The sequence below is a fragment of the Sphingobacterium sp. UBA865 genome, from assembly GCF_002295765.1.
Lineage (GTDB): Bacteria > Bacteroidota > Bacteroidia > Sphingobacteriales > Sphingobacteriaceae > Sphingobacterium > Sphingobacterium multivorum.
In genome coordinates this window covers 45,205-71,623 of record NZ_DBGB01000006.1, presented here as the reverse complement: position 1 = coordinate 71,623, position 26,419 = coordinate 45,205, and the positions used below count along the sequence as shown (strand labels likewise).

Genomic DNA, 26,419 nt, shown 5'->3' with positions numbered 1-26,419 from the left:
TTTTGTAAATAGGCGATGTGTGCCGCGGTAAAAAAGCTGTCCTCCCGCCAGTCCTCCAGCCCAAGTAATACGCCCAGTCCGATTTTATGGATTCCCGCCCGGCCTATACGGTCAGGCGTATCCAAACGATAATCAAAATTGGACTTTTTTCCTTTCGGATGATATTGTTTGTAAACTTCGCGATGGTAGGTTTCCTGATAGACCAATATTGCATAGACTCCGGCTGCCTGCAGTAATCGGTACTCGGATTCTTCCAATGGCTGTACTTCAATGGATATCTGTGAAAAATGAGGTTTTAAAAGCCGAATAGCATTTAGGAAATAAGTGATCTCGACAGTTTTGTTGGCTTCTCCGCTGACCAGTAAGATATGATTGATTCCCATGGCTTTGAGTGCCATTGCTTCCAGTAATAGTTCGGTGTTGCTCAGTGTTTTGCGTTTGATTTTATTGTCCATGCTAAAACCGCAATATGTACAGATGTTTTGGCACTCATTGCTCAGGTAAAGCGGGGCATAGAGCTGTATGGTTTTACCGAAACGACGTTGCGTGATTTGTTGGGTTTTTTGTGCCATTTGCTCCAGATATGGTGCTGCAGCCGGTGAGATGAGCGCTCTAAAGTCAGAGAGCGTTAAATGGTCTTTTTCTAACGCATGTTGTACATCCTGATCGGTAGCGTCATAAATCTGTGCATGGACCTCATCCCAGGAGTATTCATCGCGTATCATTTTGAAATCTGTCATAGTGAATTATCAGTCAAATAAAAATGAAGTTAGGGGGCTCGAAGCGATTGCGTGGGAGCCTATCTTTCCCAATCCGGCCTCATAAGCTTTCCGTCCAGCGATAACGGCCTCTCTGAAAGCTTCGGCCATACGTATCGGATTATTAGAGACTGCAATTGCCGTATTGACAAGCACCGCATCAGCTCCGATTTCCATGGCTTTAGCGGCATCGGAAGGCGCTCCGATTCCAGCGTCTACGACCACTGGGACATTACTTTCCTCAATAATAATTTCGAGAAAGTCCAAGGTACGCAGCCCTTTATTGCTTCCAATAGGGGCACCTAAAGGCATAACGACAGCTGTGCCTGCATTTTCTAAACGTTTACAAAGTACCGGGTCTGCGTGAATATAGGGCATGACGACGAAACCCAATTTAGCAAGTGATTCGGTTGCGCGTAAGGTTTCAATAGGATCGGGCAGCAGATAACGTGGGTCGGGATGAATTTCCAATTTCACCCAGTTTGTTTCCAGTGCTTCGCGAGCAAGTTGAGCCGCAAGTACTGCTTCTTCAGCTGTTCGTGCTCCCGAAGTATTGGGAAGCAAATGGATTGCCGCCAGATCGAGCGCGCTGATGAGGCTGTCGTCTGAGCCGGTCTGGTCGATTCGTTTGAGGGCGACGGTGACCAATTGGGAAGCCGAAGCCACAATGGCATCGCTCATTTCCGTGAGATTACCGAATTTGCCCGTACCGAGAAATAATCTGGATTCAAATACGCGATCGGCTATATGTAGGTTGCTCATAGTAAAATTTTATTGATGGATGAAACAATGTTTGGAGTCTTGGTTACGATTCCCGAGAGTGCTACACCGTAGACGCCAATTTCTAATAGATGTTGGATATCTTCAAGTTGGCTTATACCGCCAATTGCGAATATTGGAATAGGGGTTAGGCCTTCTCGGCGGACTTGTTGGATGATGTTTTCATATCCTGCAATCCCCAGTAGGGGACTTAGTTTTTGTTTTGTCGTGGTATAGTTGAATGGCCCGAGCCCGATATAGTCACAATGTTCACTTATTCTTTGCTTTACATTGGCAAAGCTATTGGCTGTACCGCCGATTATTTTTCCTGCACCCAATAGGTGCCGGGCAGCTGCTACACTGCAGTCGTCCAGTCCCAAGTGCACCCCATCAGCGTCTACAGCCGCTGCAAGCGCAGGATGGTCATTGATGATACAGCTGGCACCAAATTCGGAACAAGCCTGCCTGATCTCTTCGGCGAGCGCATAAAGATCTTTTTCCTCGGCTTCCTTCCATCGGATCTGTATCCATTTGGCCCCCGAATCCAGCGCTTTCAGCATGTTGTTTTTTTGTTCCCTTATAGTTTTACCTTGTGAGATATATTGGAGTCTTTCCATAGTTTTTGTTTGCATGCAATAAAATTTTGAATAGGATCCCGATGTTTCCATAAAGTGCCATATAAGGCAATTCCATCTGCACCTTGCTGCATCGGAATAAGACAGTTGTCTTGGTTTATCCCTCCAAGACCGATGAGACGAACAGCAAAGTTGGCGCGTGACGGGAGTTGACCTAGTCTTGCATTATGCGTTCCATACCCCACTTTTGAGATGCTCGGAAATAATGGACTGAAAAAAGCATAGGCCCAACGTTCATCAAGGCTATTGAATTGATCAATATCATGCACAGATGTTGAACAGATTGTTGTAGGCCCCAGTTGATTTGCAGATTCATGCAGTCTACTTTTATCGTTCAGGTGGATTCGTGCAATCCCAAGCTCAGCCGATAGATGCGCATGTGAGTGTAGAACCAATCTGTCGCGGTATATAGGAGCTATAGTTTCTATATATCGCGACATTTGTAAGTCTGTAAAATGATACTTACGCAAATGCAGAATATCAAGACCTTCTTTAAACAACGCTGCTATAATCGCCTGTTCAGAACGGATTGTTTCTGCTGCTGTCAATGCAATAATCATGAATAGATCTCTTTTCCTTGTGCGATGAATTCCTGTGATTTTTCCAGCATCCCCTGGGCGGCACTATCCCTGATTTCCTGCGTTATTTTCATCGAGCAAAATTTGGGACCGCACATGGAGCAGAAGTGCGCAACTTTAGCCGCATCTGCCGGCAATGTTTCGTCATGATATTCCCGTGCGGTATCTGGATCAAGGGAAAGGTTGAATTGATCTTCCCATCTGAATTCGAATCTGGCTTTACTCAAGGAGTTATCACGATATTGTGCACCAGGGTGTCCTTTGGCTAAATCGGCCGCATGGGCAGCTAGTTTATAGGTGATTACACCATCTTTGACATCTTTTTTATTTGGTAGACCCAGGTGTTCTTTGGGGGTAACATAGCAAAGCATTGCACAGCCATACCAACCGATCATAGCCGCTCCAATGGCGGATGTGATATGGTCATAGCCTGGAGCAATATCTGTTGTTAATGGACCTAAGGTATAAAATGGCGCTTCGTCACAACAGGCCAATTGCTTGTCCATATTCTCTTTGATCAATTGCATAGGAACATGTCCTGGCCCTTCGATCATCACCTGAACATCATGTTTCCAGGCGATTTTGGTGAGTTCGCCCAGGGTTTCGAGCTCCGCAAATTGAGCTGCATCGTTTGCATCTGCAATAGCTCCGGGGCGAAGACCGTCGCCAAGTGAAAAAGCCACATCATATTGTTTCATAATTTCGCATATTTCCTCAAAATGGGTATAGAGAAAATTTTCTTTGTGATGAAAAAGACACCATTTGGCCATGATAGAGCCGCCTCTGGAGACAATTCCAGTAACTCGGGATGCCGTGAGATGGATATAACGAAGCAATACGCCGGCGTGTATGGTAAAGTACGAAACACCCTGTTCGGCCTGTTCAATCAAGGTATCTTTGAATATTTCCCAGGTAAGATCCTCGGCCACCCCCTTTACTTTTTCGAGCGCCTGATAGATCGGTACTGTACCGATTGGGACTGGCGAGTTACGGATAATCCATTCGCGGGTTTCGTGAATATTTTTGCCAGTGGATAGATCCATGATGGTATCAGCCCCCCAACGACAGGCCCATACCGCTTTCTCAACTTCTTCCTCTATGCTTGAACTTACGGCACTATTGCCAATATTGGCATTGATTTTAACAAGAAAGTTGCGTCCGATAATCATGGGTTCACTTTCAGGGTGATTAATATTATTGGGTATGATCGCTCTTCCGGCGGCGATTTCTTCACGGACAAATTCTGGTGTAATAGCTTTATTATGTGTTCTCGCACCAAAGTTTTGCCCCCGATGCTGATGATCCATTCCAGGGGTACTAGCTTCCAACTGCTCAATACGTTGGTTTTCTCGGATAGCAACATACTCCATTTCCGGGGTAATGATGCCTTGCTTTGCATAATGTAATTGGGTGACATTCTTGCCGGCGGAGGCTACTTTCGGTTTGTGGCTATAGGCAAATCGGAGTTCGTCCAACGTTGGATCAGAAAGTCGTTTTTGTCCATATTCAGAGCTGATGCCAGCCAACTGTATGACATCCTGACGATCCAAGATCCACTGCTCGCGAAGGCGAGGGAGTCCTTTGCGGATATCGATATGGATGGTGTCATCTGTATAAGGCCCAGAAGTATCATAGATTGTTACCGGCGGATTAATTTCGATCTGTCCATTCGTTAATTTGGTTGGGCTCAAGGAGATTTGACGCATAGCGACTTGAATAGGAAATAGTTTTCCGGCTACAAAAATTTTCTTTGCATTTGGAAAGGGGGATTGCGTAATTGTTTCAGCTGTCATTTTTTCTGTATTGTGGTGAATTACTCGGTTGATTTTTTTTGAAAGGCTAGCCGCCTTGAGATGCAGTGATTAAGATAATCTGATCATAAGGTTTAAGTGTTGTCGTAGCCCAGTCCTTTTTGGGGATGACTTGGTTGTTGATGGCTACAGCCACACCCTGGGTTTTGCCAGATAATTCCAAAAGTAACAAGCCTTCTAGTGACGTAAGTGCGGGATCGAAAAATCGAATTTGATGGTTTATTGTAAGTTCCATTCCTTAATTTTTTTTGGTAAAACTTTAGGAATGGCTACACAAAGGCGCAGCAATGCACCTTGTAGACAGCTCACTTTTCCCTACGCCAGTATGATCCGGATCAGGTTCTAAGGGTAAAATCTCAGCCTGCATGAGCAGACACCCCTAAAGTTGCGACTAATATAAGGTTATTTTTATGAAAGTTACAAGAATTTATTTTGCTGCCTGAGGTATATCGTGCAGGAAAGTACAGGTCACCATGTGGAAAATATTTGATATATTAGATTTTTAAATCAGCTAAAACAATTTAACAACCACCAAGAATAGTATCTTTTCATGCGTAGGATTTTATTGACAATACTGTTGTGTATAACGAACAGCACTTATGCCCAACCTAAAAGCAACTGCATCGCGGTACAGTTGACATGTGAACATCTGGTCAATCCATTGGGTATCGATGCAATTCATCCAAGACTTAGCTGGCGACTTGAGGATCAACGGAAAGGTGCGGTACAACAGGCTTATCAGATCCTTCTAGGGCAAGATTCGCTGGCACTGCTGAAGGAGACGAAAGATAACTGGGATAGTGGCAAACAGCTCAGCTCGTCTATATTAGTACCCTATAATGGTATACAGTTAAAGCCACAGACCAAGTACTTCTGGAAGGTTAAAGTATGGGATAAGGATGGTGTATCAACAAATTCTGAAATAGCATCTTTCGAAACGGGAATGATGGGAATGGACCTTTGGAAAGGAAAATGGATTAGCGACAATAGGGATATTCATGCGCAGGAAACGCCTTATTTTAGAACAGAATTTAAGATAAATAAGCCGATAAAGTCTGCGCGCGCGTATATTGCCACAGCAGGGCTATATGAGCTTTCTATGAATGGTCAGCGAGTAGGAGACCATCGACTGGATCCAATGTATACTCGATTTGACCGACGCACGTTGTACGTCGTGACGGACGTAACCCAGCAGCTTCAAAAAGGAGAGAATGCTATTGGCGTTGTTTTGGGGAATGGATGGTATAATCATCAACCACTGGCCTTTTGGAACTTTGATAAAGCACCATGGCGGGCACGGCCAGCATTCTGTTTAGAGTTGAAAATCGTTTATACAGATGGTACAGTAGAAACTATTGTTTCAGATAAGCAGTGGAAAACAACTTCAGGACCAATTACCTATAATAATATTTATACTGGTGAACATTATGATGCAAGACTGGAAATACCCAACTGGGACAAACCGAAATACGATGATTCAACTTGGGAGGCTGTTCAGTACAGAAATACGCCATCTGCACATATCGTATCCCAACAGATGGTACCGATTCGGCTCGTGAAGTCCTATAAGCCCAAATCAGTGACAAAGATAGACCAACGTACTTATGTTTTCGATATGGGTCAGAATATGGCTGGGATTACAAAAGTTAAAGTCAAGGGAGCTGCAGGTACTATGCTACGTATCAAGCATGGTGAACGATTGCAGGCGGATGGGCGTCTTGACCTGTCCAATATTGATGTTTATTATCGGGGCGATAAAGAAAAGGAGCCCTTTCAGACGGACATATTGACTTTAAGCGGTCGGGATGATGAGTTTATGGCAAAGTTCGGCTACAAGGGTTTTCGTTACGTCGAAATTAGCAGTAGTGCAGCAATTGCATTGGATAGTTCGGCGGTGACCGCCTATTTTATGCACAGTGATGTGCATGCTATTGGACAGCTCAAGACATCATCGGCGTTGGTCAACAAACTATGGGAAGCGACCAACAATGCCTACCTGTCCAATTTGATGGGGTATCCTACAGACTGTCCGCAGCGCGAAAAGAACGGTTGGACAGGGGATGGGCACCTTGCGATTGAAACAGCTTTGTACAATTTTGACGGGATAACAGTTTATGAAAAATGGATGGCGGATCATCGTGATGAGCAACAGGAGAACGGTGTCTTACCCGATATTATTCCAACTGGGGGATGGGGTTATGGTACAGCGAATGGTTTGGATTGGACAAGTACCATTGCCATCATTCCCTGGCAGATCTATCAGTTTTATGGAGACCCACGTGCATTAGAAGAATGCTATCTTAATATCAAACGCTATGTCGATTATGTCGACGGAATCAGCCCATCTGGGTTGACGACTTTTGGGCGTGGAGACTGGGTGCCAGTGAAGTCACAGTCGAATCTGGAGTTGACCTCCTCGGTTTATTTTTATGTGGATGCGACCATCTTGGCTGCTACGGCTAAATTGTTTGGATACACAGCAGATCAACAAAAATATGAACTGCTGAGCAGAAAAATTAAGACGGCCATCAACGCTAAATTTTTAGATGCTTCCAAGGGTATTTATAGCAATGGAACACAGACTGAACTGAGTGTTCCACTCTATTGGGGTGTGGTACCTGACGAAATGAAAGCCCGGGTTGCAGCCAACCTGAATAAGAAAGTGGAAGAGACCAACTTTCACTTAGATGTAGGAGTATTGGGTGCAAAAGCATTATTGAATGCGTTAAAAGATAACGGTTATGCAACGACAGCCTATAAGGTTGCGGTACAAGATACTTATCCGTCTTGGGGATGGTGGATTGTAAATGGCGCAACAACATTGTTGGAGAACTGGGATTTAAAAGCAACCCGTGATATTTCAGACAACCACATGATGTTTGGCGAAATCGGTGGTTGGTTTTTTAAATCTATCGGCGGGATTCTGCCAGATCCTAAACAACCTGGATTTAAACATGTGCTTTTAAAACCCATCTTTCCCCAGGAACTGAAAGAATCTTCTATTTCTTATGATTCACCCTACGGTAAAATTGTTTCCGAATGGAAGTTAAAGGATAAAAAGATTGTTTATAATATCCAAATACCCGCAAATGCCACGGCGACATTTTATCCACCGGATAATGTTAGCAGCAGCAATGTCGTCCAATTGGAGGCGGGTAAACACAGGCTGGAGCTGGAACTCAAGTAATCATAGGCTCCGACCTGTCGTTTCGTTGCCCCGACTGTTGGATTATGCTCTTATCATGTTATGTATTAGAGTGCTGTCGCGAGTTTGCCCAGCTGTTTTAATTTTAAAGCGAGTTCATTGCTCCAGGGCAAACCAATACAGAGACGCATGCAATGGTGAAATTGATCCTGCAAGGTGAAAATCCGCCCCGGTGAAATGCTAATCTGTAGTTTAAGCGCATAGTTATATAGCTTGCCTGTATCGATGTGTTTTGGAAACTCGACCCATAGGGCAAGTCCACCCTGTGGACGGCTAATTTTAGTGCCTTCCGGAAAATGGTCCGAAATGATAGCAGCGTAGCGCTGGTAGTTTTCCGTTAATGATCTACGAAGTTTACGCAGGTGGTTTTCATACTTTCCAGTTAATAGAAAATTTCCAACCGCCTCATTGATGATCGCCGTAGATGACAGGGAATGGATCAGTTTTAGTTTGATAATCTGTTCTTTGTATTTTCCAGGAGCAACCCATCCGACACGGAAGCCTGGAGCCAACGTCTTTGAAACGGATCCACACCAGAGGACATTGCCATCCCGGTCAAAAGATTTGCAACATTTGGGGCGTTGGGGGCCAAAATGGAGGTCGCTGTAGGTGTCATCTTCGATTAGCGGAATTTGGTGTTTTGACAGCAATGCCACAATTTCCCGCTTATGCTCATCCGGCATGCAATAACCCAAAGGGGTGTTAAAATTGGGGACCAGTAAACAGACTTTAATTTGGGGCAATAGATTTTTGAGGGCTTCAATGTCTATTCCTATGATGGGGTCCGAAGCTATTTCCAGCACCTTAAGCCCTAGACTGACGGCAAGTTGGAGGATACCCGGATAGCAGGGGCTTTCCAGAGCCAGTGTATCTCCAGGTTTGGTTAAGGCCATCAGACACAAAACTAAAGCATTCATACAGCCGTTGGTGGTAACGACATCATCTTCATTTAGATTTCCACCCCAGGCCAATGAACGTACGGCCACCATACGACGTAATTTTATATTGCCTTGCAAGGGTTCATATGCTGTGCCACCATCGCTGAGCTCCCGTGTAGCGAGGACGATTTCTTTTTTTAATTTTGCGGTAGGTAGGAGACTTCCGGAAGGAACACCGATTGAAAATAAGGTTAAGTCCCGACGTCCCATGGTTGAATACACCTTATTCATCAATTGATCCGGTTCTCGGTTGTTGGCGATTGAAATAGGTTGACTGGCTGCCGCCAACGGAAGTTGCAAATAGTTTGGAGGACTAACGAAGTAGCCGGATTGGGGCTTGGACTGTATAAGAGAACGTTCTTCCAATGCTAGAAATGCCCTTTTTGCGGTATTTATACTGATACCGTGTTCAGCGCTTAGGTTCCTCACCGAAGGTAGTTTTTCGCCAGCTTTTAAGACGCCAGATTTAATCTTATTGGCAATATTGTCTGCTATTTCATTATACAAATAATCTTTTTTCATCAAAATAAGGATTAGTGTTCGTCTTTAAAGGTAACTGTGTCCATTGAATTATCAAAAACTGTGACTGTGCTTAATTCTTGTAATGGACGAACTTTGTGTAAAAGATTGATACATGGCGCAATTAAGTATAAGTAAATTACAGGAAAATACAACAAGCGGTTGGTTAAATGGTTTTATTGGTGTGGTATTATTTAGTGGTTCGTTGCCGGCAACACGCATGGCCGTTTTAGCGTTTGATCCTGTATTCGTTACACTAGCAAGGGCTTCCATTGCAGGCATATTGGCACTGATAACATTGATGGTTTTTAAGGAAAAACGTCCAGAAAGAAAGCAATTGGGGTCGCTATGCATCGTGGCAATAGGATGTGTCGTTGGATTTCCCTTACTGAGCGCTTTGGCTCTGCAGCACATCACGTCCGCGCATTCCATCGTTTTTATCGGTATTTTGCCCGTATCGACAGCCGTATTTGGTATTATACGCGGTGGCGAGCGTCCGAAGCCAATTTTTTGGCTGTTCTCTGCTTTAGGGAGTCTACTGGTGATCGGCTATGCGCTGGCACAAGGACTAACAGCCTCACCTTTAGGCGATGTTTTAATGATTTTATCGGTCATTCTCTGTGGTTTGGGCTATGCTGAAGGTGCAAAATTGACCAAGACGCTAGGGGGCTGGCAGGTCATTTCCTGGGCCTTGGTTTTGTCGCTGCCGTTGATGTTGCCACTTACCTTTGTCTACCTTCCATCGTCTTTTGACACTGTGCCTATCGGGGCCTGGGCCAGTTTAGCCTATGTGTCGATGTTCAGTATGTTTATTGGCTTTGTTTTTTGGTATAAAGGACTCGCCCAAGGTGGCACGGCGACCATTGGGCAGTTACAGTTACTACAGCCTTTTTTCGGTCTGGCTTTAGCCGCCGGGCTTCTTCATGAACAAGTCGGTGTTGGCATGCTGGCCGTAACAGTTGCTGTTATTCTTTGTGTCGTTGGAACGAAGAGATTTGCCCGATAAATGCATTAGAAAAAAGAGAACTGGATTATAGGCTCTCTCGGAAAACGATAAATTTATTAACTTTAACTTTTAGGGTATCATTCGAGGCGTATTTGATCGAATGATGTGTATTTATCTTGTATTGGCAAAGACAACAGCGTATGATTTTACCGTTTGAACCTTATAATCCGATATGGAAAGCGAATTTTGACAGTATTCAACATGAACTTTTTACGTTGTTGAAACCAATAAGGTCGAGGGTTGATCACATAGGCAGTACGGCCGTTGAGGGATTGTCTGCCAAACCAATCATTGATATATTGATCGGTTTAGAGGAAGAAAACGATCTTGATCGAATTCCGCTCCTGTTGCGGGACAAGTGCTATGTATATTATGAAAAATACAATGCGGATATGCCTTACAGACGTTTTTTTATCGCCCTGATTGATCGTCCTGAAGTATTAGGATTACCAGAGCACATCGCACCTGGCGATGAAATTCCAGCACGATTGCATGACCATTCGTTACGAGTAGCACATATCCATAGCATACCCTTGCAATCAAAACACTGGTTGCGCCATATAGCCTTTCGCGATTACCTGCGTGCGCACGACAATGTAAGAGATCGCTATCAGGCACTCAAAGAAAAATTGGTACTGCAGCAATGGAAAGATGGTAACGATTATAATGATGCGAAAGATGAATTTTTGAAAGAGCATGAAGCAAAAGCTGTGGAATGGTACAATAGTGGAATGGTACAATAAAGGTTGCGGAACAATAGAATCGTATTACAATGAGAACCTTGGATAAAGCAGCGTGGATGCATCGGATTAAATTGGTAAGAAATTAAGGTTATACTAGCTAGATTTAGGTATGAATACATTATTGGAAGAATTTGAGCATATTATTCAGAAGTTTTCTTCGCAAATTTTGGTAATAAATGATGACGATTTTAATCGCAAATTAGGACCAGATAAATGGAGCAAAAAAGAGATTCTGGGTCATCTAGTCGATAGCGCTTTGTTAATTACCAACGGTTTATAAGAGCTCAATTTGAAGAAAATCCAAAAATATACTATGATCAGGTAGCCTATTGTGCATCTGCAGGTTACCAACATGCTGAGACCGAGAAATTATGCAATCTATGGCGATCGGTAAACGAACAATTGTTGTTTTTGTTTAAGCAGGTAATTGCGAACAAATTGATTCAAAGGACTTGTAATGACCATAGCCTCGAATTTTTAATGCTTGACTATGTGGTGCATTTGAAGCATCACAGAAATCAGATTTTGTCCGAATAAAAAAATTTAGGAAAGGATAGCATGAGAGCTCTTTGTTCAGGCATCAGTAAATTTAATAGTCCATAAAAAATAAGGGATGGAGATACGGAAATTGAAAGCGGGAGATAGTGCTGACTTATTAAAGGCAATTAATGGAGCTTTTGCCGACTATATTGTACCATTTCAGTTAGACGCATTGCAATTGGAGTCGAAGATCAGAGGCGAGGATATTTTAATGGACTTGTCAGTTGGTGTTTTTGACGGAATACAACTGGTAGCTTTTATTATGCATGGCATGCGAGAAATTGAGGGTAGTAAAGTGATCTACAATGCTGGTACAGGTGTTTTGCCCGCCTATCGGAACAGCGGATTAGTCGGTGAAATGTACAGATTTATGCAGCCATCCTTCAGAGAGTATCGCGTGAAAAAATTACTATTGGAAGTGATAGAAAGTAATCGACGTGCTGTTCGGGTATATGAAAAAAATGGTTTTGTTAAAGGCCGTAGATTACTGTGCTTTGGAGGAGAACTTCATGTAAAGATGGGTGCTTTATCTGGCAGAACACAGCCTATCCGTATACAGTCTATCCATGACTTTTCTTGGGATATTTTGCAGTCTTTTTGGGATGTTGAACCCAGCTGGCAAAATAGAAGTGAGCGTAGTGAATTAATTCAGCTTAAAGGGTTGGGGGCATTTATTGGCTCCGATTTGGTGGGATATATCTTGTTCAATTCGTCCAATAGACGGATCTACCAAATTGCGGTAGCACAGCAGCATAGGCGGAAAGGTATTGCAACACAGCTTTTATCCGAGCTGAAAGTGTTTGTGTCCAGCGCAAAGGTACAAATTACTAACGTTGATGAAAAAGCCAAAAACTTGCAACTATTTCTACAAAGACAAGGCCTGGTCAACACAATCAACCAGATTGAAATGGTCAAGATGATTTTCTGATAATATCAATTAAAAATTAAAGTATTTCATTTACGATCAATAATTGTGAAAACAAATGTTGTTGTAAAAGTGTTGTTTAACAAAAGGTTAGATAGGATGTGCTATTAAACTGTCCATTATAATTCTATTTACTGGTGTAATTTTACCATCCCTCGGAAAAGACGCTCTTCAACAATTTAAACGACACTAATTTTTAAAACATATGAAATCGAAGTCATTTTTAATCGCAATTGTCTCAAGCTTATTGTTGTTGGCTTGTAGCACTTCAACAAGGATAACAGATATCTATAAAAATAGAGACCTTACTCCCAAACAATATCAAACAATATTCATTATTGCAATGACAAACCACGCTAAAGCAAAGGAGGTCATTGAATCCAATTTGGCAGAAGCAGCTTCCATGCATGGCTACAAGGCTATTAAAAGCAGCGACGTTTTTAAACGGACGTTTACCAAAGATGAAAGTCAAAACAAAGATTTAGTGATGAAAGCAGTACACAGTTTGAATGCAGATGCCATTTTCACTGTTACCCTGATCGACAAAGCCAGCGAGACCCGATATGTACCGGGAAATGGGCCTTATATGCCTTATCCGAGATTTGGTTGGTATGGTAATTTTTGGAGCTATTACTCCCATTGGTACCCCATTGCATACGATCCTGGTTATTACACGACGGATAAAATGTACTATCTGGAAAGCAATCTATATGATGTTAGCTCCGAACAACTGCTTTGGAGTGTACAGTCTGAAACGATCAACCCTTCCAGCTTAGCAGATTTTTCTAAAAGTTATACAAAGGCGCTCGTAAAAGCATTGGAAAAGGATATTGCTGCTAAATAGCCATTGATAAAAAGTATGCTTTAAAAGCTAGCTTCAATTTAAATAATGTATTTGTGTAAAAATATTCTTTATAACACCGATTCAGTACCTCGTAAAGGTGTTTTATGGTGTAATAATAAACTAAATTGCATTAATATTGTTATATTGGCAAGCAATAAAGTTAGCTCAAATCAGATGAGGTACAAATTATATAGAGAACAGCAATTGACCTGCGATATGGATACCGCATGGGCATTTTTTTCGTCACCTATGAATCTTTCAGAAATTACTCCAAAAGATATGGGTTTTGTAGTCACCTCAGACTGTGATCAACAAGAAATTTTTGAAGGAATGATCATCGATTATTTGGTATCTCCGATTCTTCGGTTTCCGCTGAAGTGGAAGACCAAAATAACGCAGGTGGAAAAGAATAAAAGTTTTACTGATTTCCAACTAAAGGGACCTTATGCCTATTGGAATCATTTTCATGAATTTATTCCAAACGAAAATGGGGTACTCATGAAAGACAGGGTTGACTATGAATTGCCTTTGGGGATTCTAGGCACAATTGCGCATGGAATTTTTGTTAAAAGGAAGTTGGAGCGAATCTTCGATTACCGTCATCAGGTTTTAGAAAAATTATTTAATCAAACTCAGAATTAGTGGTAACGAATCTATTGCAGTTCACGTGACCGAAAAGAAAGAAGTAGTCTACAATGAAGAAATTTTATCAAATAAGCAATGGAGTTGCTTTGGTCATCACTGTGATCATTAATTACCTATCCAATACGGGGATTTTTAATGGGGAGACCATGGCAACAATTTCTGCTAAATATCAAAATCTATTTACACCTGCGGGATATGCCTTTTCCATATGGGGTCTCATTTATTTGGGGTTGTTTGGATTTGTAATTTATTTTGGTCCTTTTGTCAGACAGACAAATGAAAAAGATAAAGTAGTTTTAAAAGTCGGATGGTGGTTCTTGATTTCTTGTCTAGCAAATAGTTTATGGGTCATTACCTGGTTGTATGACTATACCTTTTTAACTATTTTATTGATGGTCTTACTTTTTGTGTCGCTATTAAAGATAATTTACTATACACAAACTATTGCGTTTCATGCTGCACGCAGCAAGCGTATATTTCTTAAGATCCCTTTTCAACTTTATGCAGGGTGGATTTCTGTCGCTTTGATTGCCAATATTGCAGCCTATCTGACGAAGATAGGCTGGGGAGGTTTTGGATTATCAGCTACCATGTGGGCTATTATCATGTTTTCAATTGCATTAATTCTTCACTTATTGATGATCTGGCAACGTCATTTGCCGGTATTTGGACTTGTCGCCGTATGGGCTTTAATAGCCATTGCAGCTGCTAATAAATTAGTTAATAGCACTGTATATGCAGCGGCTATAATGGCAGCCATTATTGTTTTGCTAAATGTAATTGTGTACTTTATTCAATATCGTAAGCGACAGCCTTTCTAGTCCTTGCCTAATAAAGTGCATGATTCTGTTGGCAATCGAATTTTAAGCTTTCCATAGTAATGCAGCGAAACCAACTATTATTTTATTGCTGATTTTGCAATCAATAGCTTTTGAAATTCTTTTCCGATAAATGGATTGATGACGTGCTGAAATCCTTTTTGCAATGTAAAGACAGTGATAGTCGCATCAGACTCCGACGAATAGATCACATCTGTTCCCCACCAAACCCCATGATAGTAGGCGTTGAATCCCATGTCAAAATGATAAATTCCCAAACAATATTTAGATTTATCCGACGAAAGAACATAGGTATGCATCGCTTCTAGAAGCTTTTTATCCTGAATGATTTTCCCGTTAAATAGATATTGGAAAAACAGGGAAGTCTCTTTGGCTGTTGCTGCGATTCCGCCGCCTCCGTACAGATCCCAGGAAGGATCAATAGCATAAGAGTCCCAGTTGTATTTGTTAGCGTATTGATGGGCGAGTGGCAAGGTGCTTTCAGGATAATGCTCTAAGTTTATAAACCATGTCTTTGTAAGATTTAATTCTTTGTATTTCAGTAAATTTCGAATAGCTGTATAAAATGGCAGATGCGTTTTTTGCTCAATAATCTCGGTGAGGAGCAAATAATTAATATCAGCGTAACTAAACTTTTCCCCGACAGGCTGTGGGCTCCCGATATCGATGGATCTTTTGATCTGCTCGTCTTTTTTCCATTTATATTTAGGATGCTGATTGACGAATTCAAAATAAGCTTCATCTACATAATCTTGAATTCCCGAAGTATGTGACAGCAAGTTCTTTATAGTAATTCCCGCTAGATTATAGCCATCGCTTTCAAATAGGTGACGTGTTTTTTTTGATAATAAATTGGCAATCGGTTGATCAATAGAAAATTCACCTTTTTCTACCAATCTTAGCATTGCTGCAGCAACATAAGGTTTTGTGTTGCTAGCAATCAAAACAGGCTGTTGGTCTTCCAGCGCTTGGTTCGTGCTGGTATCTGCTACTCCTCTTGCATAACTCCAGGAAATATTGTGTTTCGGTGCTTCTACATGAACAATAATCCCGATTGCATCCTTATTTTTATCATAAATAGAATCTATTTTATGCTTAAAAACTGGCTGTAATTGAGCCCATCCGATTAATGGAATAAACATGGTATTTAATAACACGATTTTTTTCATATGTGCTTTTCTAAACGTGTATCTCAGATCCAGAAACTGTCTGAGCATTGCTAAGTATATTTCTTTACTACTTCACTAACAGACGCCACTGCACCTGCGAAAGCATTGATCCTACAGTAGGATTAACGGATTTTGCTTCCTGTTGCGCTTGTGAAAATAAGAATTAAAATAATAATCTTGATGGTGAAAAATGTAAAATAGCACATCAGTTTTATTTCTTGTCGTATGCAAAGTCTTTTCAATATATAAAATGTTAGATTTATGGTGTAAAAGAAGCTTATCGTAAGGATATGAGAAAAGTAATTGCAGCATTCAATATGACCCTTGACGGGTTTTGTGATCATACAGCAGGCATTCCCGATGAGGAAATACATCTTCATTATACGCATCTATTAAATAACGCTGATGTCATTTTGTATGGTAGGATTACTTATCAGCTTATGGAATATTGGCGGCCTTTTGTAAAAAGTCCCTCAGGTGAAAAATCAATGGATGACTTTGCATTGGCTATCGATAAAATTCCAAAAGTTGTTTTTTCAAATAGCCTGAAAAATATAGACTGGGCAAGTGCAAAATTGGCCGATGGTATACTTAAAGATGAATTATTGAAATTGAAACAGCAATCCGGTAGGGATATTTTGGTTGGGAGTCGAAGTTTAATTGTACAGTTGTTGAATCTCAATTTGATCGACGAATTTCAGCTGTGCATTTATCCAGTTGTTGTAGGACAGGGGCTTTCACTTTTTGAAAATATAATCGATAGAAAAGTTTTTAAATTATTAAAAACAAAGCCTTTTTCTGGCGGATCAGTCCTCTTGTACTATCAATACAGTCCAACACCTACTTCCCTATAAACTATTCCATCGGGAAATATCGGCAACACAGCGGGAAATCCAGATACCTGCAGCTCCTCTGATGAAATTTACATTTGTAATGTAATTTAAAAAGAATTCATTATGAAATATAAACATTCAATTTTGTGGGCTATAGCAGCACTCCCCTCGCTAATTACCGCTTGCAAAAGAAATGATGCTATGCCATCGATGTCGGAGACGACCATCACGATAGAAAATGTATTGGATTCGAAACCATTGGTCGAGTCTGGTCGTTTTAAAAACAATGGTGCTTCGCCAGTGATTATGCCTGGTGAAGCAATTTCAATTAAGTTTTCTGCAGCCAAAGGACAAGCGCTTAGCTTTGCAACGATGTATGGTTGGTCGAATGATTTGTTTTTTGCTCCAGAAAATCCTGGCATAAAGCTGTATCAGGACAATGGAACTCCGGTTGAGGGCGATGTTTCGGTACAGATCAAATTATGGGATAATGGTACTCGTATCAATCAGAAACCAGGCGCAGCTGTAATGCACCCGGGAACCACAGAAACTGCTCCAAAAGCTATTAGCGAAGTAAATGGAACCGATGCACAGGGCAATACTTATGCTGCAGCTTCTACTTTAATGAAGGCAACACTTCATTATGAAGGGAATTCCAATTTTACACTTATAATCACGAATACCTCTGGCGGTACGAGCAATCCGACTCCCTTCAGTCCCGGAGTTTGGGCGATTTCATATATCGCAGGAGGCAAGCTGATAAATTCTAATCCATTATTTGAGGCAGGAAAACCAAGTGCAAATGGGATGACAAATATTGCGGAAATGGGAGACAATAGCGTTTTAGGAAATTATATCAATACACAAACAGGTATTTTTACACCATTATCTCCGGTTTTGGTGGTGTTGTATAAAGACATCGAAAACCCGATATATAAAACCGGTGAAAATGACCGTGGAAAAGGACTGAAGGATTTAGCGCAAAAAGGTGATGCATCAGGCCTGGCGACTTATCTTAAAACACTCGCAGGTGTAAAAGCTGTTTATATCCTTCCGGCGGCTAGCTCAACTGTATTACTTCCTAAAATCGGAGCGCAGGCGGGAAGTAGCGTTTCGCAGCAGTTAAGTGTAGCAAGTGGAGACCGAATTGCCATTGCAAGCATGTACGGGCTTTCCAACGATTGGTTCTTCGCCACAAAAGATAATGGAATTGATGCAACAGTAAAAGGAGATGTATCCTATTCAATCGGATTGTTTGACAATGGGACAGCGATTAATCAGTTTCCCGGAGCCGGCAATGGGCAAGCAGGATTAGGCGGCACTCCTGCGACAGAACGTAAACCTGTTATAGAAGTGCCTAATCCAAATGGGTTCACCACACTGCCATCAATTTCCAGCATGATTAAAGTAACAATCAACTAATTTTTGAGTCCGGTTATACGGGCGAAAATCTCATGGATATTATTGTCCTTACTGGAGACAGGACAATCAGCAACCTATTACATGCGGGGCTAAAGTATCGATTGAGTTTCCATGGGAAAAAGTATAGATTCAGTTTAATAAGTAGTAAATGTGTTGTAAAATGAAAAATTATATAAAAACAAAATTAGCTGCGTTTATTGCGTTGCTGTTATTCACGACGTGCATCGCAGGCATAGCCAATGCGCAAGAGCCTTCTCGCATGAGTAAAGCTGACGGCGTGATACATAAAATCGAAATGAAGCAATCCCCTTATCATATTCCGCAAAATCCGGAAGACATCAGCCCGCTATTGTGTGGAGAAAAAATACCGATGGCCGTATTGTTTGACGTTTCCGGTAAACGATTTGATCTCAATAGGGCGATTTCCCAAAAACCGACCATTTTGGTTTTCTACCGCGGTGGCTGGTGTCCTTATTGTATCAGACAACTTTCGGGCTTACAAGAGGCCTTTTCAGGATTGGAAGAAATGGGGTATCAGTTGATTGCCATAAGCACAGACGAATCTGAAGGACTAATGGAAGCTGCAGCAAAAGAAAAATTAAGCTATACACTTTTATCGGATTCAGATCTTGCGCTGTCGAAACAAATGGGGATTGCATATAAAGCTCCAAAAGACTATTGGGAGATGCTTCCGAAAACAACTGGAGGTAAGGACAGCGAGTTATTGCTCCCAGTGCCATCGGTTTTTATAGTCGATCAAATGGGAACCATACACTTCGAATTTATCAATCCCAATTTTAAACAGAGATTGTCCTCCAATCTGCTGCTTGCAGCTGCAAGCAGCATTAAAGAAGACCTTTAAATTTCTAGTTTTTGGGTCGTAGACTCTTAAGAAAATGATTAAATTTAAGCGAATTGAAATGCTGTAAGTAAACGACAACATGATTAGGGAGTATAATGATAACGTGACCGCAGCACGGTTTGTGATGCATAGTGACAACAACCAGTTTTCAGGTAGGGGACTTCGTAATGCGGGTTGTCTGCCTATCAACACATTTATCTACAACAAGGGCGGCGAACAGAAAGTGACGATCGATGAGATTAGCTATACGATGCCAGCAAGGTGTATACTTCCTTTGGTTTCCAATCAGCATTTTGTATTTGAGCAGCCCGATGCGCTGACTGCCTGGCAGTTTAATAGGGAGTTCTATTGTATCGTTGACCACGATGCTGAGGTCGGTTGTGTTGGTTTTCTGTTCTATGGTATTCGACATCCAATGTTCATTGTATTAAATGATACTGCTGTCGAAGAAATGTCTCATCTGGAGAATGTGTTTTCCAATGAGATGATGGTAAAAGATAATTTTCAGGGTGAAATGCTGCGCACCCTTCTTAAGAGAGTTATTATCAATACCACAAGAATTGCAAAGCTCCAAAGTGAAAGCTATCAGCTATTTCCCGACGAAAAAATGGATATTGTGAGAAAGTTTGCATTGCTACTGGAATGTAACTTTAAAGAGGAACATGAAGTCAGGTTCTATGCCGCTGCACTCAACAAATCACCAAAAACACTGAGCAATGTATTTGGTCTGTTGAAACAGTCAGCGCCATCTGTTCTTATCCGTAACCGAATAATTCTTGAGGCTAAAAGGTACCTCCATTATACCGAGAAGTCAGCGAAGGAAATAGCCTACGAACTTGGTTTTGAAAGTCCTGCCCATTTTAGCCGGTTTTTCAAAAAGTATTCTGGAACAAATGTTTCAGCTTTTAAGAACCTTTGATCATAATTCAAGGCGCGGGTTGCCGTTTAGAGAAAGACTATATTGTATGGGAATTTGATTTTATACCTTTTAATGAATATGCGATTAAGGTTTCCTTATGAAAAATAAGTGAATTTGCTCTTACAATAAAAAATATGCCATTGGTAAACTGGCGCTAGAAAATTGAAGCCCAATATAACAAATTATTAATATTCTGTAAATGAATTTATTAAAACGGTATTTTGTGTTGATAGGGATGATCATTGCATTGATTTTTATGTACATTGCAATTTCGGTTTATCCGGGTGGGACGTACCAGAATGAGTCTGAGCGAGAAATTAAAATTCTATTTCGAAACGTTGCCAAATTATGATGAGCAATAATATGATAAAAAATGAACCACAAAAATCTCCTAGCACTAATTTTCATTGTAGTAAGCCAATTAGCGAATGCACAATTTGCAAAAATCGTTAATAAAGACGGGTATGTTGTTATTTATTGCGGAGATCTCCAAAAGTAGGCGGGATCAAACGTAATCACCTTGTTTTTTAAATATTTGTTATTGCTTTTGTCAAACCCACTTGGAACTAAAGAAATGTACTGCAGATTGGGGTCGGCAGGCCTATATCTACTTTCTGTGTTAAACTGGCTTTTATTCGTGCATTGAATCCAGTATAAATTTTTTGCCATATAATAATCCAGATACCAAAGTTTGCTTACTTTGGTCTCTGCGTTTAGCTTGAGCGATTGATTATTTTTTAAATGCTCCCTAACTTCTTCAATGCTCAGTAAATTGTTGTTGTCGTCCATCACAAATGTACCATGGGAAGGATCCATCCACAGCCATTTTTTTAGAGTTTCAGCATATACGCTATTGATCACATGGCAATCAGTATCTTTGTCGTCTTTTGGCATGCATGTAACATAGCGTGACTTAAATCCCATAGCGAGGTACATTTCATTTAACGTCATCGCTTTGTGCCGACAGTTGATACCCTTTCCCGTTGCCTTGTGGTAGTTGTAAAAATCAATTGCGTCAAATTCACATAGCGCCCAATTGCTGCCGTCATATTTAATGCTATTTGCCACGAAAAACATGATATTACGGATTTTGGAAATTTCGTCGCCATTACCAGCTATCGAGTCCAGGTTGAAAAAATTTTTTACTGCTAATAAATTACGATCGCTCGCTACCTCGTAGGTAAATATCGGCAAAGAGTCACTATTTGCTGAAACGTATCCTCCTGATTGCTGCAACAGGGTTAATTTATCGTATTGCTTCAGTTGGACCAATGCTTTTACAAATTTGCTTTCCTTTCGAATATTATCTAGATCCTGATCATTTAAAGCATTACGATAGTCGGTATATCCCCACAAAATTGCCTTTTCAAAACTTGAAACAGCTTGTTTTTTTTGATTGAGTAATGATTGTAAACAAGCAAGGTTGAAGTTTATATTCGCATTGATTTCACTTATCGTAGTTTGATATTCCTGCTTTTCTTTTTCAGATAGCTGTAAGCTGTCCATTTTGGCCGATATGGCATTTAATACTGTGGCTGCTTTTTGATAATCCTTTGCCGGGTAATAATTATTATATTCCTGTTCTAACTTCTTAAAGTCTGAGAGGAATTTATGCCATGTCGTAGAAGCTGTCTGCGCGGATACACAGGTGGTCAATAGCATGAAAAGAAGAAGGTTAAATAGTTTCATTGGAGGTTTTTAGTTAAAGTAAATAGTTTTATTATATCAATGTCAACTGTAATTTTTGTGCTTGAAAAGCGTTGTCCTATGATTTTATAAAATAGGATTTGCTTTAAGACAGTTATACCATGTGAATTATTACATCTGGCTCGTATAATATTATCCAAATACTTTTTAAATAATTATCGCTTAATTCGCTGTGATCGAATATCGTCTTTAATCCATTTAAGCGCTGCGCGATTAGGAGAATGAATATTAAGCGGAAATTATCTGGAAAATGCAACAAAACACGTGTAGAGTTGTTTGCATTTTGAATGATATTATAAGGGATTAATGATTCGTCATATGAAAAAGATATTTTATGTGTTTCTATTTATCCTTTCCATGATGAAAGTTTATGGTCAGGGGCATTACAACGGTTCATCGTTTAATCCCAACGATTATTTTGCTCCGCATGAAGGGTTGATTATACCAGTATGGTATGGTTATGCCAATATGAATTATTTCAATGGGCAGGGTAAAAAGACAGATCAATTGATTAATCCGGTTCCTGGAAATCCTACTGCTTTACAAATTGAACAAAAGGTGATCACGCATTCTTTTATCCTGATGGCAATTTACGGAGGAAAGGGAAAGATTTTGGGCGCCAATTGGGGACTGATGGTTATCCCGACAGTAAACAGTCCTACCGCCAATATTGCGTTGGACTACTATTCGCAGCAGACAGGTCCTGGAAGATATGTTTTTACCAATAAAAGTTTAGGATTTGGCGACATGTATGTACAGCCAATCTGGTTATCATGGAAGCAGGGAAAGTTTCAATATGCATTAAATTATGGCCTATGGGCGCCGACTGGGAAATACGAGCATGGTAGTTTAGATAATGGGGGGCATGGATATTGGTCACATAATATACGTGGTGCTCTTAAATATAAACCAACTTCCAAGATCAATTTAAGTATTGCTCCTACATTAGAAATCAATCAGTGGCAAAAAAACACTGACTTTAAAGAAGGGAGTCATCTTACGTTTGATTTAGGTGGTTCGTATTTATTGAATTCCCGGGGAGATGAAGTGGGGTTATTTGGCAACTATTCCAAACAAGTATCCGACGACAAGGGAACAGAGGGAAGTTTTCTTTCTGACCAGAACGCGGGAATAGGTGCATTCGGATCGTATTGGGTGGTACCTCATAAAATCGGTATAATGGCCCGGGTAACGCAGAATTTTGCGACCGAAAATAGATTTGGTGGGATTGCTTTTCAAACGGGTGTAAATTTCCTAATACCGGCAAAATAACTCAGAGGATGCTATAAAACGCGACTTTTGTGTTTGCTTGGAGCTCCTGTAGGCGAAATTGGTTAACTATTGGTTCTCCAAAAAGAGTCGTAAAAGATTCCCCTTGTTTATTTGAAATGCAATCAAAAATTTCAGTCCACCATAGTGGAATATCATTGATCAATGTACCGAGTACTTTTTCTGCAGGTGAATGCAGAGTTATTGTAATACTGTAATTTTCCAAATTGGCGGTTTTATAATTTTTGTTGTGATAACCAAAATTAAGCTTTAGTATCCAACTCAAGCTTGACATAGGATAAGTATACCAAATGTATTCTAAGCACTTTGGTGGACGATAAATTATAGATGACGCGATAATATGAACTCATTTATATGCTAAGCACGCCCATTTTCTATAATTATTAAACACTAATATATTTTTTGAGTACTTCGAGAAGGTCTGCCCGCCGTATTGGTTTGGGAAGAAAGTCGTTCATTCCGGATTCAAGACATTTTTCTTTTTCTCCCAGCACATTTCCGGCGGTAACACCTATGATCGGGATGTGTTGATATCCTGACAGCATTCTAATATGTTGTGTCGCCTCAATACCACTCATTATCGGCATCTGTACATCCATAATAATAAGGGAAAACTGCTTTTTCCTGCATTCTTCCAAAGCTTGTAAACCGTTTGCAGCTTCCGTTAAATGTATGTTGGGAGCTAGAGACTTCATTATCCTATTGTTCAGGACCATATTTACTGGGTTATCATCAACCAAAAGCACATCTAATTCCCGTGCAAATGCATGCGAATCTTTTTCTGGCTGATCCTGAATAATTTCTAATACAGTACTTCTGTCTACCTTTTTTAGGGTTTTGTATAGATCATGTGATTTTATAGGCTTCAACAGCAAATGTGTATTTTCTATTTTTCTAACTGAAGTAAGTATATCCAGTTCTTCTGAAGAAGAAGAAAGTACTATAAATGGAGCGATCTCCTTTCGCTGATTTAACAAGCCTTTTATTTTCTCAATTGTTTCCAATCCAGACATGATAGGCATATGATAATCCATCAAAATCACATCAAACCGCTCACCCTTCAACATGATATCCAGTGCTTCCATGCCGTTAGAAGCCAATGTGGATTTGATATTTTTATAGGTAAGCATGTGTTCAAGGATAATCCTGTTGCTTTCATTATCATCTACCACTAATGCCGTTTTAATAGCCGTTTCATCTTCTTCCTTCCATTCAGACTTTTCGTATGGAACCGTGAGATCGAAGAAAAATACAGATCCGCTGTCTATCTCGCTGTTTAGAGATAAATGACTCCCCATATAGCCCAAGATATTGTTTGAGATCGTTAGCCCTAGTCCCGTACCGCCAAATCGCTTGCTGATTGAACTGTTTTCCTGGGTAAAGGCATCAAAAATATATTTCTGTTTCTCAACAGGAATGCCGATTCCTGTATCTCTTACCGAGAAACGCAAAGCAATCGTATGATCATCCATGCGCAATTTCTCTACTTTTAGTTCGATCTCACCCTTTTCTGTGAATTTCACAGCATTCCCTAGCAGATTGATCAAGATCTGTTTTAACCTGGCTTCATCAATAAAAAGTGTTTTCGGGAGGCCCGGCTCAACGTTGAGAAGAAGTTCGATGTTTTTTTTCTGGGATTGATAAAGAATCACGTTGATGACTTGACTTAACATATCATACACGTCACTTTTTTCGATCAAAAGTTCCATTTTTCCGGATTCTATTTTAGAAAAATCCAGTATATCATTGATAATGCTGAGCAGGTTTTCTCCTGATTCGTTGATGTAATTCAGATATTGTGTTTGTGTTTCATTCAGCGGTGTACGGAGGAGGAGGTCTGAAAATCCAATAACTCCGTTCAAAGGCGTACGGATCTCATGACTCATATTGGCCAGAAATTCGGATTTTGCCCTGCTGGCTATATCCGCAGTTTCCTTAGCGCTTTTCAGTTCTTCGTTTATTTTTACGGCATTTGTAATATTCTGTATGGAAATAATTATACCTCCAACCTCATCTTTTGTAAGATACCATGGCCCGACTTTAAGGTCGTAATGCTGAATTTCTTCTTTACCTTCCACCTTTACCGCAAAATCCCCATCGATGTACGTTTCTCCCAAAAGCGCACTCCTGTAAATTTTTTTTCTTTCTTCTGGAATATTAGGCGATATTGTAAATAGATTATTGCCGATAAGATCGACATTATTCATATTAAATTCATCTCGCCATCTACTACTTACAGCAACGTAGTTAAGGGCTTTGTCCAACATTGCCAATGGAATAGGAACATCGGTGGCAAAAGACTGCATCATAGCCTCCTTCTCGGCAACCTCTAGAAACATTTTTTTGAAGGCATCAATGTCCTGAATAATTCCAAAAACCCTGTGGCATATTTCATTTTCAAATTCGGGAATACCCTTTATCCTTACCCAAATCGTAACGCCGTCATTACGCATGAGTTGCAGCTCCTCATCAAAAGAAATTCCTTGTTGTACTGCTCTGTCAAATAGATATTCTATTCGCTCTCTATTTTTTCCTTCGTAAAATCCAAGGGCATTTTCAAAAGTTGGTTGGAAATTAATGTTAGTTTTATGAATTTCTCGCACACTTTGAGACCAAGTGAGTTTTCCGCTTTTCATATTGACTTCCCAGCCTCCCACTTGGGCAACCGCACTTGTTTCCTCGAGCATTTCCTTCGTATAAAACAGATCTTTTTCCAACCTGTCCCGGCGCATTATGTCAGATTTTAGTTGAATATAGACGAAAATGGTGACACCGATTGCCGCAACTGCAGAAAATATAATGAACAAAACGGTCCGTTTGGTGGAGTTATTCAGGTCTTCATTTTTTATAGCAAGCTGACTTTCTCCATGTTTTACAAATTCCTGAACAAGCATTCGACATTTATCCATGATCTGCTTGTTTTGTTCAAGCTCTTCTGGGGTCATTAATATACCCTTTTTACGATTATTAATCAGCGAGGCATATTCTTTCATCAGCAGGTCTGAGGTGTGCCGCAGTTCATGAAAGATATTAATTTGGAGTTTATCTTTAAGATTAAACCTTTCTTTGTCAGCAATAAGCAGGGGATATTCTTTCCCGCTTTTATCCAACGGTTCAAGAAATTCTTCCTTGCCGGTAAGCTGGTAACCCCGATTGCCAGTTTCAGCATTTAACAGCGTGTTTAAAATATCCTTTATTAAACTGATAGATTCCTTCGTTTTTAAGAGGCTTTGCCTACTTTCCATCTGCTTATGTATGCTAATATAAGAGGCTATAGAACCCGTAATCAGCAGTATTAAAGAGAGCATTACACCGATCTGAAGATTTCTAATAATTTTTTTTGGCATAGGATGGTTGTTTACTGTTAAGATACTAAAAAAGTAAATAATTACCCCAGATTTCCTATTGAATACTTTGAATAATAATCCAAAGGTGGACAATGCTACTATCGGCGCCAATAATATATTGCACT

General features: G+C 40.5%; 23 protein-coding genes and 1 riboswitch. Of the genes, 13 read left to right on the top strand and 10 right to left on the bottom strand.

Annotated elements, in window-relative coordinates; translation table 11 throughout:
• The 6 genes from B2O97_RS02440 to thiS all read right to left on the bottom strand — a co-directional run.
• A partial coding sequence (locus tag B2O97_RS02440; RefSeq protein ID WP_286766879.1) for a radical SAM protein occupies window positions 1–740 on the bottom strand: 740 nt, incomplete at its 3' end.
• 9 nt (window positions 741–749) lie between these two features.
• Window positions 750–1,520 carry a thiazole synthase gene (locus B2O97_RS02435; RefSeq protein WP_286766878.1) on the bottom strand — a complete coding sequence of 257 codons (771 nt, stop codon included), beginning with the start codon at window positions 1,518–1,520 and terminating at the stop codon, window positions 750–752.
• Window positions 1,517–2,149 (bottom strand): thiamine phosphate synthase, encoded by a 633-nt coding sequence (thiE, locus tag B2O97_RS02430; RefSeq protein ID WP_286766877.1) that lies wholly within the window; start codon window positions 2,147–2,149, stop codon window positions 1,517–1,519. The genes B2O97_RS02435 and thiE overlap by 4 nt, the downstream gene beginning before the upstream one ends.
• Complete coding sequence (locus B2O97_RS02425) at window positions 2,095–2,712, bottom strand: thiamine phosphate synthase (RefSeq protein WP_112376242.1); 618 nt, start codon at window positions 2,710–2,712, stop codon at window positions 2,095–2,097. The genes thiE and B2O97_RS02425 overlap by 55 nt, the downstream gene beginning before the upstream one ends.
• Window positions 2,709–4,523, bottom strand: a complete 1,815-nt coding sequence (gene thiC, locus B2O97_RS02420; RefSeq protein ID WP_286766876.1) for a phosphomethylpyrimidine synthase ThiC — start codon at window positions 4,521–4,523, stop codon at window positions 2,709–2,711. Before thiC ends, B2O97_RS02425 begins: the two co-directional genes overlap by 4 nt.
• Window positions 4,524–4,569: 46 nt before the next feature.
• Window positions 4,570–4,776, bottom strand: a complete 207-nt coding sequence (thiS, locus tag B2O97_RS02415) for a sulfur carrier protein ThiS (protein WP_286753927.1) — start codon at window positions 4,774–4,776, stop codon at window positions 4,570–4,572.
• A 60-nt stretch (window positions 4,777–4,836) separates the two neighbouring features.
• Window positions 4,837–4,932: riboswitch (TPP riboswitch) on the bottom strand.
• Window positions 4,933–5,091: 159 nt separating this feature from the next.
• Between thiS and B2O97_RS02410 the strand changes: the two genes are divergently transcribed.
• Window positions 5,092–7,728 carry an alpha-L-rhamnosidase gene (locus B2O97_RS02410; protein ID WP_286766875.1) on the top strand — a complete coding sequence of 879 codons (2,637 nt, stop codon included), beginning with the start codon at window positions 5,092–5,094 and terminating at the stop codon, window positions 7,726–7,728.
• A gap of 65 nt (window positions 7,729–7,793) precedes the next feature.
• On the opposite strand, the gene B2O97_RS02405 is transcribed toward B2O97_RS02410, so the two are convergent.
• Window positions 7,794–9,206, bottom strand: coding sequence for a PLP-dependent aminotransferase family protein (locus B2O97_RS02405; protein ID WP_286766874.1), 1,413 nt, complete (start codon window positions 9,204–9,206; stop codon window positions 7,794–7,796).
• Between the two features lie 112 nt (window positions 9,207–9,318).
• Between B2O97_RS02405 and B2O97_RS02400 the strand changes: the two genes are divergently transcribed.
• The 7 genes from B2O97_RS02400 (at window position 9,319) to B2O97_RS02370 (ending at window position 14,727) form a co-directional block, all read left to right on the top strand.
• A complete protein-coding gene (locus tag B2O97_RS02400; RefSeq protein WP_286726792.1) occupies window positions 9,319–10,209 on the top strand; it encodes a DMT family transporter in 891 nt (296 codons plus the stop codon).
• A 140-nt stretch (window positions 10,210–10,349) separates the two neighbouring features.
• Window positions 10,350–10,952: a GrpB family protein gene (locus tag B2O97_RS02395; protein ID WP_286766873.1), complete on the top strand. Its 603-nt coding sequence runs from the start codon at window positions 10,350–10,352 to the stop codon at window positions 10,950–10,952.
• A 109-nt stretch (window positions 10,953–11,061) separates the two neighbouring features.
• Window positions 11,062–11,232 (top strand): hypothetical protein, encoded by a 171-nt coding sequence (locus B2O97_RS02390; protein WP_286766872.1) that lies wholly within the window; start codon window positions 11,062–11,064, stop codon window positions 11,230–11,232.
• Between the two features lie 333 nt (window positions 11,233–11,565).
• Window positions 11,566–12,420: a GNAT family N-acetyltransferase gene (locus B2O97_RS02385; protein ID WP_286766871.1), complete on the top strand. Its 855-nt coding sequence runs from the start codon at window positions 11,566–11,568 to the stop codon at window positions 12,418–12,420.
• Window positions 12,421–12,622: 202 nt separating this feature from the next.
• A complete protein-coding gene (locus B2O97_RS02380) occupies window positions 12,623–13,261 on the top strand; it encodes a hypothetical protein (protein WP_070570550.1) in 639 nt (212 codons plus the stop codon).
• A 174-nt stretch (window positions 13,262–13,435) separates the two neighbouring features.
• Window positions 13,436–13,903 carry an SRPBCC family protein gene (locus B2O97_RS02375; RefSeq protein ID WP_070570553.1) on the top strand — a complete coding sequence of 156 codons (468 nt, stop codon included), beginning with the start codon at window positions 13,436–13,438 and terminating at the stop codon, window positions 13,901–13,903.
• A 53-nt stretch (window positions 13,904–13,956) separates the two neighbouring features.
• Complete coding sequence (locus tag B2O97_RS02370; RefSeq protein ID WP_112376248.1) at window positions 13,957–14,727, top strand: tryptophan-rich sensory protein; 771 nt, start codon at window positions 13,957–13,959, stop codon at window positions 14,725–14,727.
• 77 nt (window positions 14,728–14,804) lie between these two features.
• Here the strand turns inward: B2O97_RS02370 and B2O97_RS02365 are convergent, their stop codons facing one another.
• Window positions 14,805–15,914: a serine hydrolase domain-containing protein gene (locus B2O97_RS02365; RefSeq protein ID WP_286766870.1), complete on the bottom strand. Its 1,110-nt coding sequence runs from the start codon at window positions 15,912–15,914 to the stop codon at window positions 14,805–14,807.
• A gap of 290 nt (window positions 15,915–16,204) precedes the next feature.
• On the opposite strand from B2O97_RS02365, the gene B2O97_RS02360 reads away from it, so the two are divergent.
• The 4 genes from B2O97_RS02360 (at window position 16,205) to B2O97_RS02345 (ending at window position 19,950) form a co-directional block, all read left to right on the top strand.
• Window positions 16,205–16,768, top strand: coding sequence for a dihydrofolate reductase family protein (locus tag B2O97_RS02360; protein WP_046672970.1), 564 nt, complete (start codon window positions 16,205–16,207; stop codon window positions 16,766–16,768).
• A 102-nt stretch (window positions 16,769–16,870) separates the two neighbouring features.
• Window positions 16,871–18,169, top strand: a complete 1,299-nt coding sequence (locus B2O97_RS02355; RefSeq protein ID WP_286766869.1) for a spondin domain-containing protein — start codon at window positions 16,871–16,873, stop codon at window positions 18,167–18,169.
• 160 nt (window positions 18,170–18,329) lie between these two features.
• Entirely contained in the window at window positions 18,330–19,031 is a 702-nt protein-coding gene (locus B2O97_RS02350; protein ID WP_286766868.1) for a peroxiredoxin-like family protein, read from the top strand.
• 79 nt (window positions 19,032–19,110) lie between these two features.
• A complete protein-coding gene (locus B2O97_RS02345; protein ID WP_286766867.1) occupies window positions 19,111–19,950 on the top strand; it encodes an AraC family transcriptional regulator in 840 nt (279 codons plus the stop codon).
• A gap of 474 nt (window positions 19,951–20,424) precedes the next feature.
• Here the strand turns inward: B2O97_RS02345 and B2O97_RS02340 are convergent, their stop codons facing one another.
• Window positions 20,425–21,639 carry a transglutaminase-like domain-containing protein gene (locus tag B2O97_RS02340; protein WP_159333031.1) on the bottom strand — a complete coding sequence of 405 codons (1,215 nt, stop codon included), beginning with the start codon at window positions 21,637–21,639 and terminating at the stop codon, window positions 20,425–20,427.
• 336 nt (window positions 21,640–21,975) lie between these two features.
• Here B2O97_RS02340 and B2O97_RS02335 point away from each other — a divergent pair, with 336 nt between their 5' ends.
• Window positions 21,976–22,929 carry a transporter gene (locus B2O97_RS02335; RefSeq protein WP_070570608.1) on the top strand — a complete coding sequence of 318 codons (954 nt, stop codon included), beginning with the start codon at window positions 21,976–21,978 and terminating at the stop codon, window positions 22,927–22,929.
• Window positions 22,930–23,330: 401 nt separating this feature from the next.
• On the opposite strand, the gene B2O97_RS02330 is transcribed toward B2O97_RS02335, so the two are convergent.
• A complete protein-coding gene (locus B2O97_RS02330; protein WP_286766866.1) occupies window positions 23,331–26,294 on the bottom strand; it encodes a response regulator in 2,964 nt (987 codons plus the stop codon).
• Window positions 26,295–26,419: the final 125 nt, after the last annotated feature.

Coding starts and splice junctions, on each gene's coding strand:
- B2O97_RS02435 (WP_286766878.1), bottom strand. CDS start 1,520: ATGAGCAACCTACATATAGCCGATCGCGTATTTGAATCCAGATTATTT.
- thiE (WP_286766877.1), bottom strand. CDS start 2,149: ATGCAAACAAAAACTATGGAAAGACTCCAATATATCTCACAAGGTAAA.
- B2O97_RS02425 (WP_112376242.1), bottom strand. CDS start 2,712: ATGATTATTGCATTGACAGCAGCAGAAACAATCCGTTCTGAACAGGCG.
- thiC (WP_286766876.1), bottom strand. CDS start 4,523: ATGACAGCTGAAACAATTACGCAATCCCCCTTTCCAAATGCAAAGAAA.
- thiS (WP_286753927.1), bottom strand. CDS start 4,776: ATGGAACTTACAATAAACCATCAAATTCGATTTTTCGATCCCGCACTT.
- B2O97_RS02410 (WP_286766875.1), top strand. CDS start 5,092: ATGCGTAGGATTTTATTGACAATACTGTTGTGTATAACGAACAGCACT.
- B2O97_RS02405 (WP_286766874.1), bottom strand. CDS start 9,206: ATGAAAAAAGATTATTTGTATAATGAAATAGCAGACAATATTGCCAAT.
- B2O97_RS02400 (WP_286726792.1), top strand. CDS start 9,319: ATGGCGCAATTAAGTATAAGTAAATTACAGGAAAATACAACAAGCGGT.
- B2O97_RS02395 (WP_286766873.1), top strand. CDS start 10,350: ATGATTTTACCGTTTGAACCTTATAATCCGATATGGAAAGCGAATTTT.
- B2O97_RS02390 (WP_286766872.1), top strand. CDS start 11,062: ATGAATACATTATTGGAAGAATTTGAGCATATTATTCAGAAGTTTTCT.
- B2O97_RS02385 (WP_286766871.1), top strand. CDS start 11,566: ATGGAGATACGGAAATTGAAAGCGGGAGATAGTGCTGACTTATTAAAG.
- B2O97_RS02380 (WP_070570550.1), top strand. CDS start 12,623: ATGAAATCGAAGTCATTTTTAATCGCAATTGTCTCAAGCTTATTGTTG.
- B2O97_RS02375 (WP_070570553.1), top strand. CDS start 13,436: ATGAGGTACAAATTATATAGAGAACAGCAATTGACCTGCGATATGGAT.
- B2O97_RS02370 (WP_112376248.1), top strand. CDS start 13,957: ATGAAGAAATTTTATCAAATAAGCAATGGAGTTGCTTTGGTCATCACT.
- B2O97_RS02365 (WP_286766870.1), bottom strand. CDS start 15,914: ATGAAAAAAATCGTGTTATTAAATACCATGTTTATTCCATTAATCGGA.
- B2O97_RS02360 (WP_046672970.1), top strand. CDS start 16,205: ATGAGAAAAGTAATTGCAGCATTCAATATGACCCTTGACGGGTTTTGT.
- B2O97_RS02355 (WP_286766869.1), top strand. CDS start 16,871: ATGAAATATAAACATTCAATTTTGTGGGCTATAGCAGCACTCCCCTCG.
- B2O97_RS02350 (WP_286766868.1), top strand. CDS start 18,330: ATGAAAAATTATATAAAAACAAAATTAGCTGCGTTTATTGCGTTGCTG.
- B2O97_RS02345 (WP_286766867.1), top strand. CDS start 19,111: ATGATTAGGGAGTATAATGATAACGTGACCGCAGCACGGTTTGTGATG.
- B2O97_RS02340 (WP_159333031.1), bottom strand. CDS start 21,639: ATGAAACTATTTAACCTTCTTCTTTTCATGCTATTGACCACCTGTGTA.
- B2O97_RS02335 (WP_070570608.1), top strand. CDS start 21,976: ATGAAAAAGATATTTTATGTGTTTCTATTTATCCTTTCCATGATGAAA.
- B2O97_RS02330 (WP_286766866.1), bottom strand. CDS start 26,294: ATGCCAAAAAAAATTATTAGAAATCTTCAGATCGGTGTAATGCTCTCT.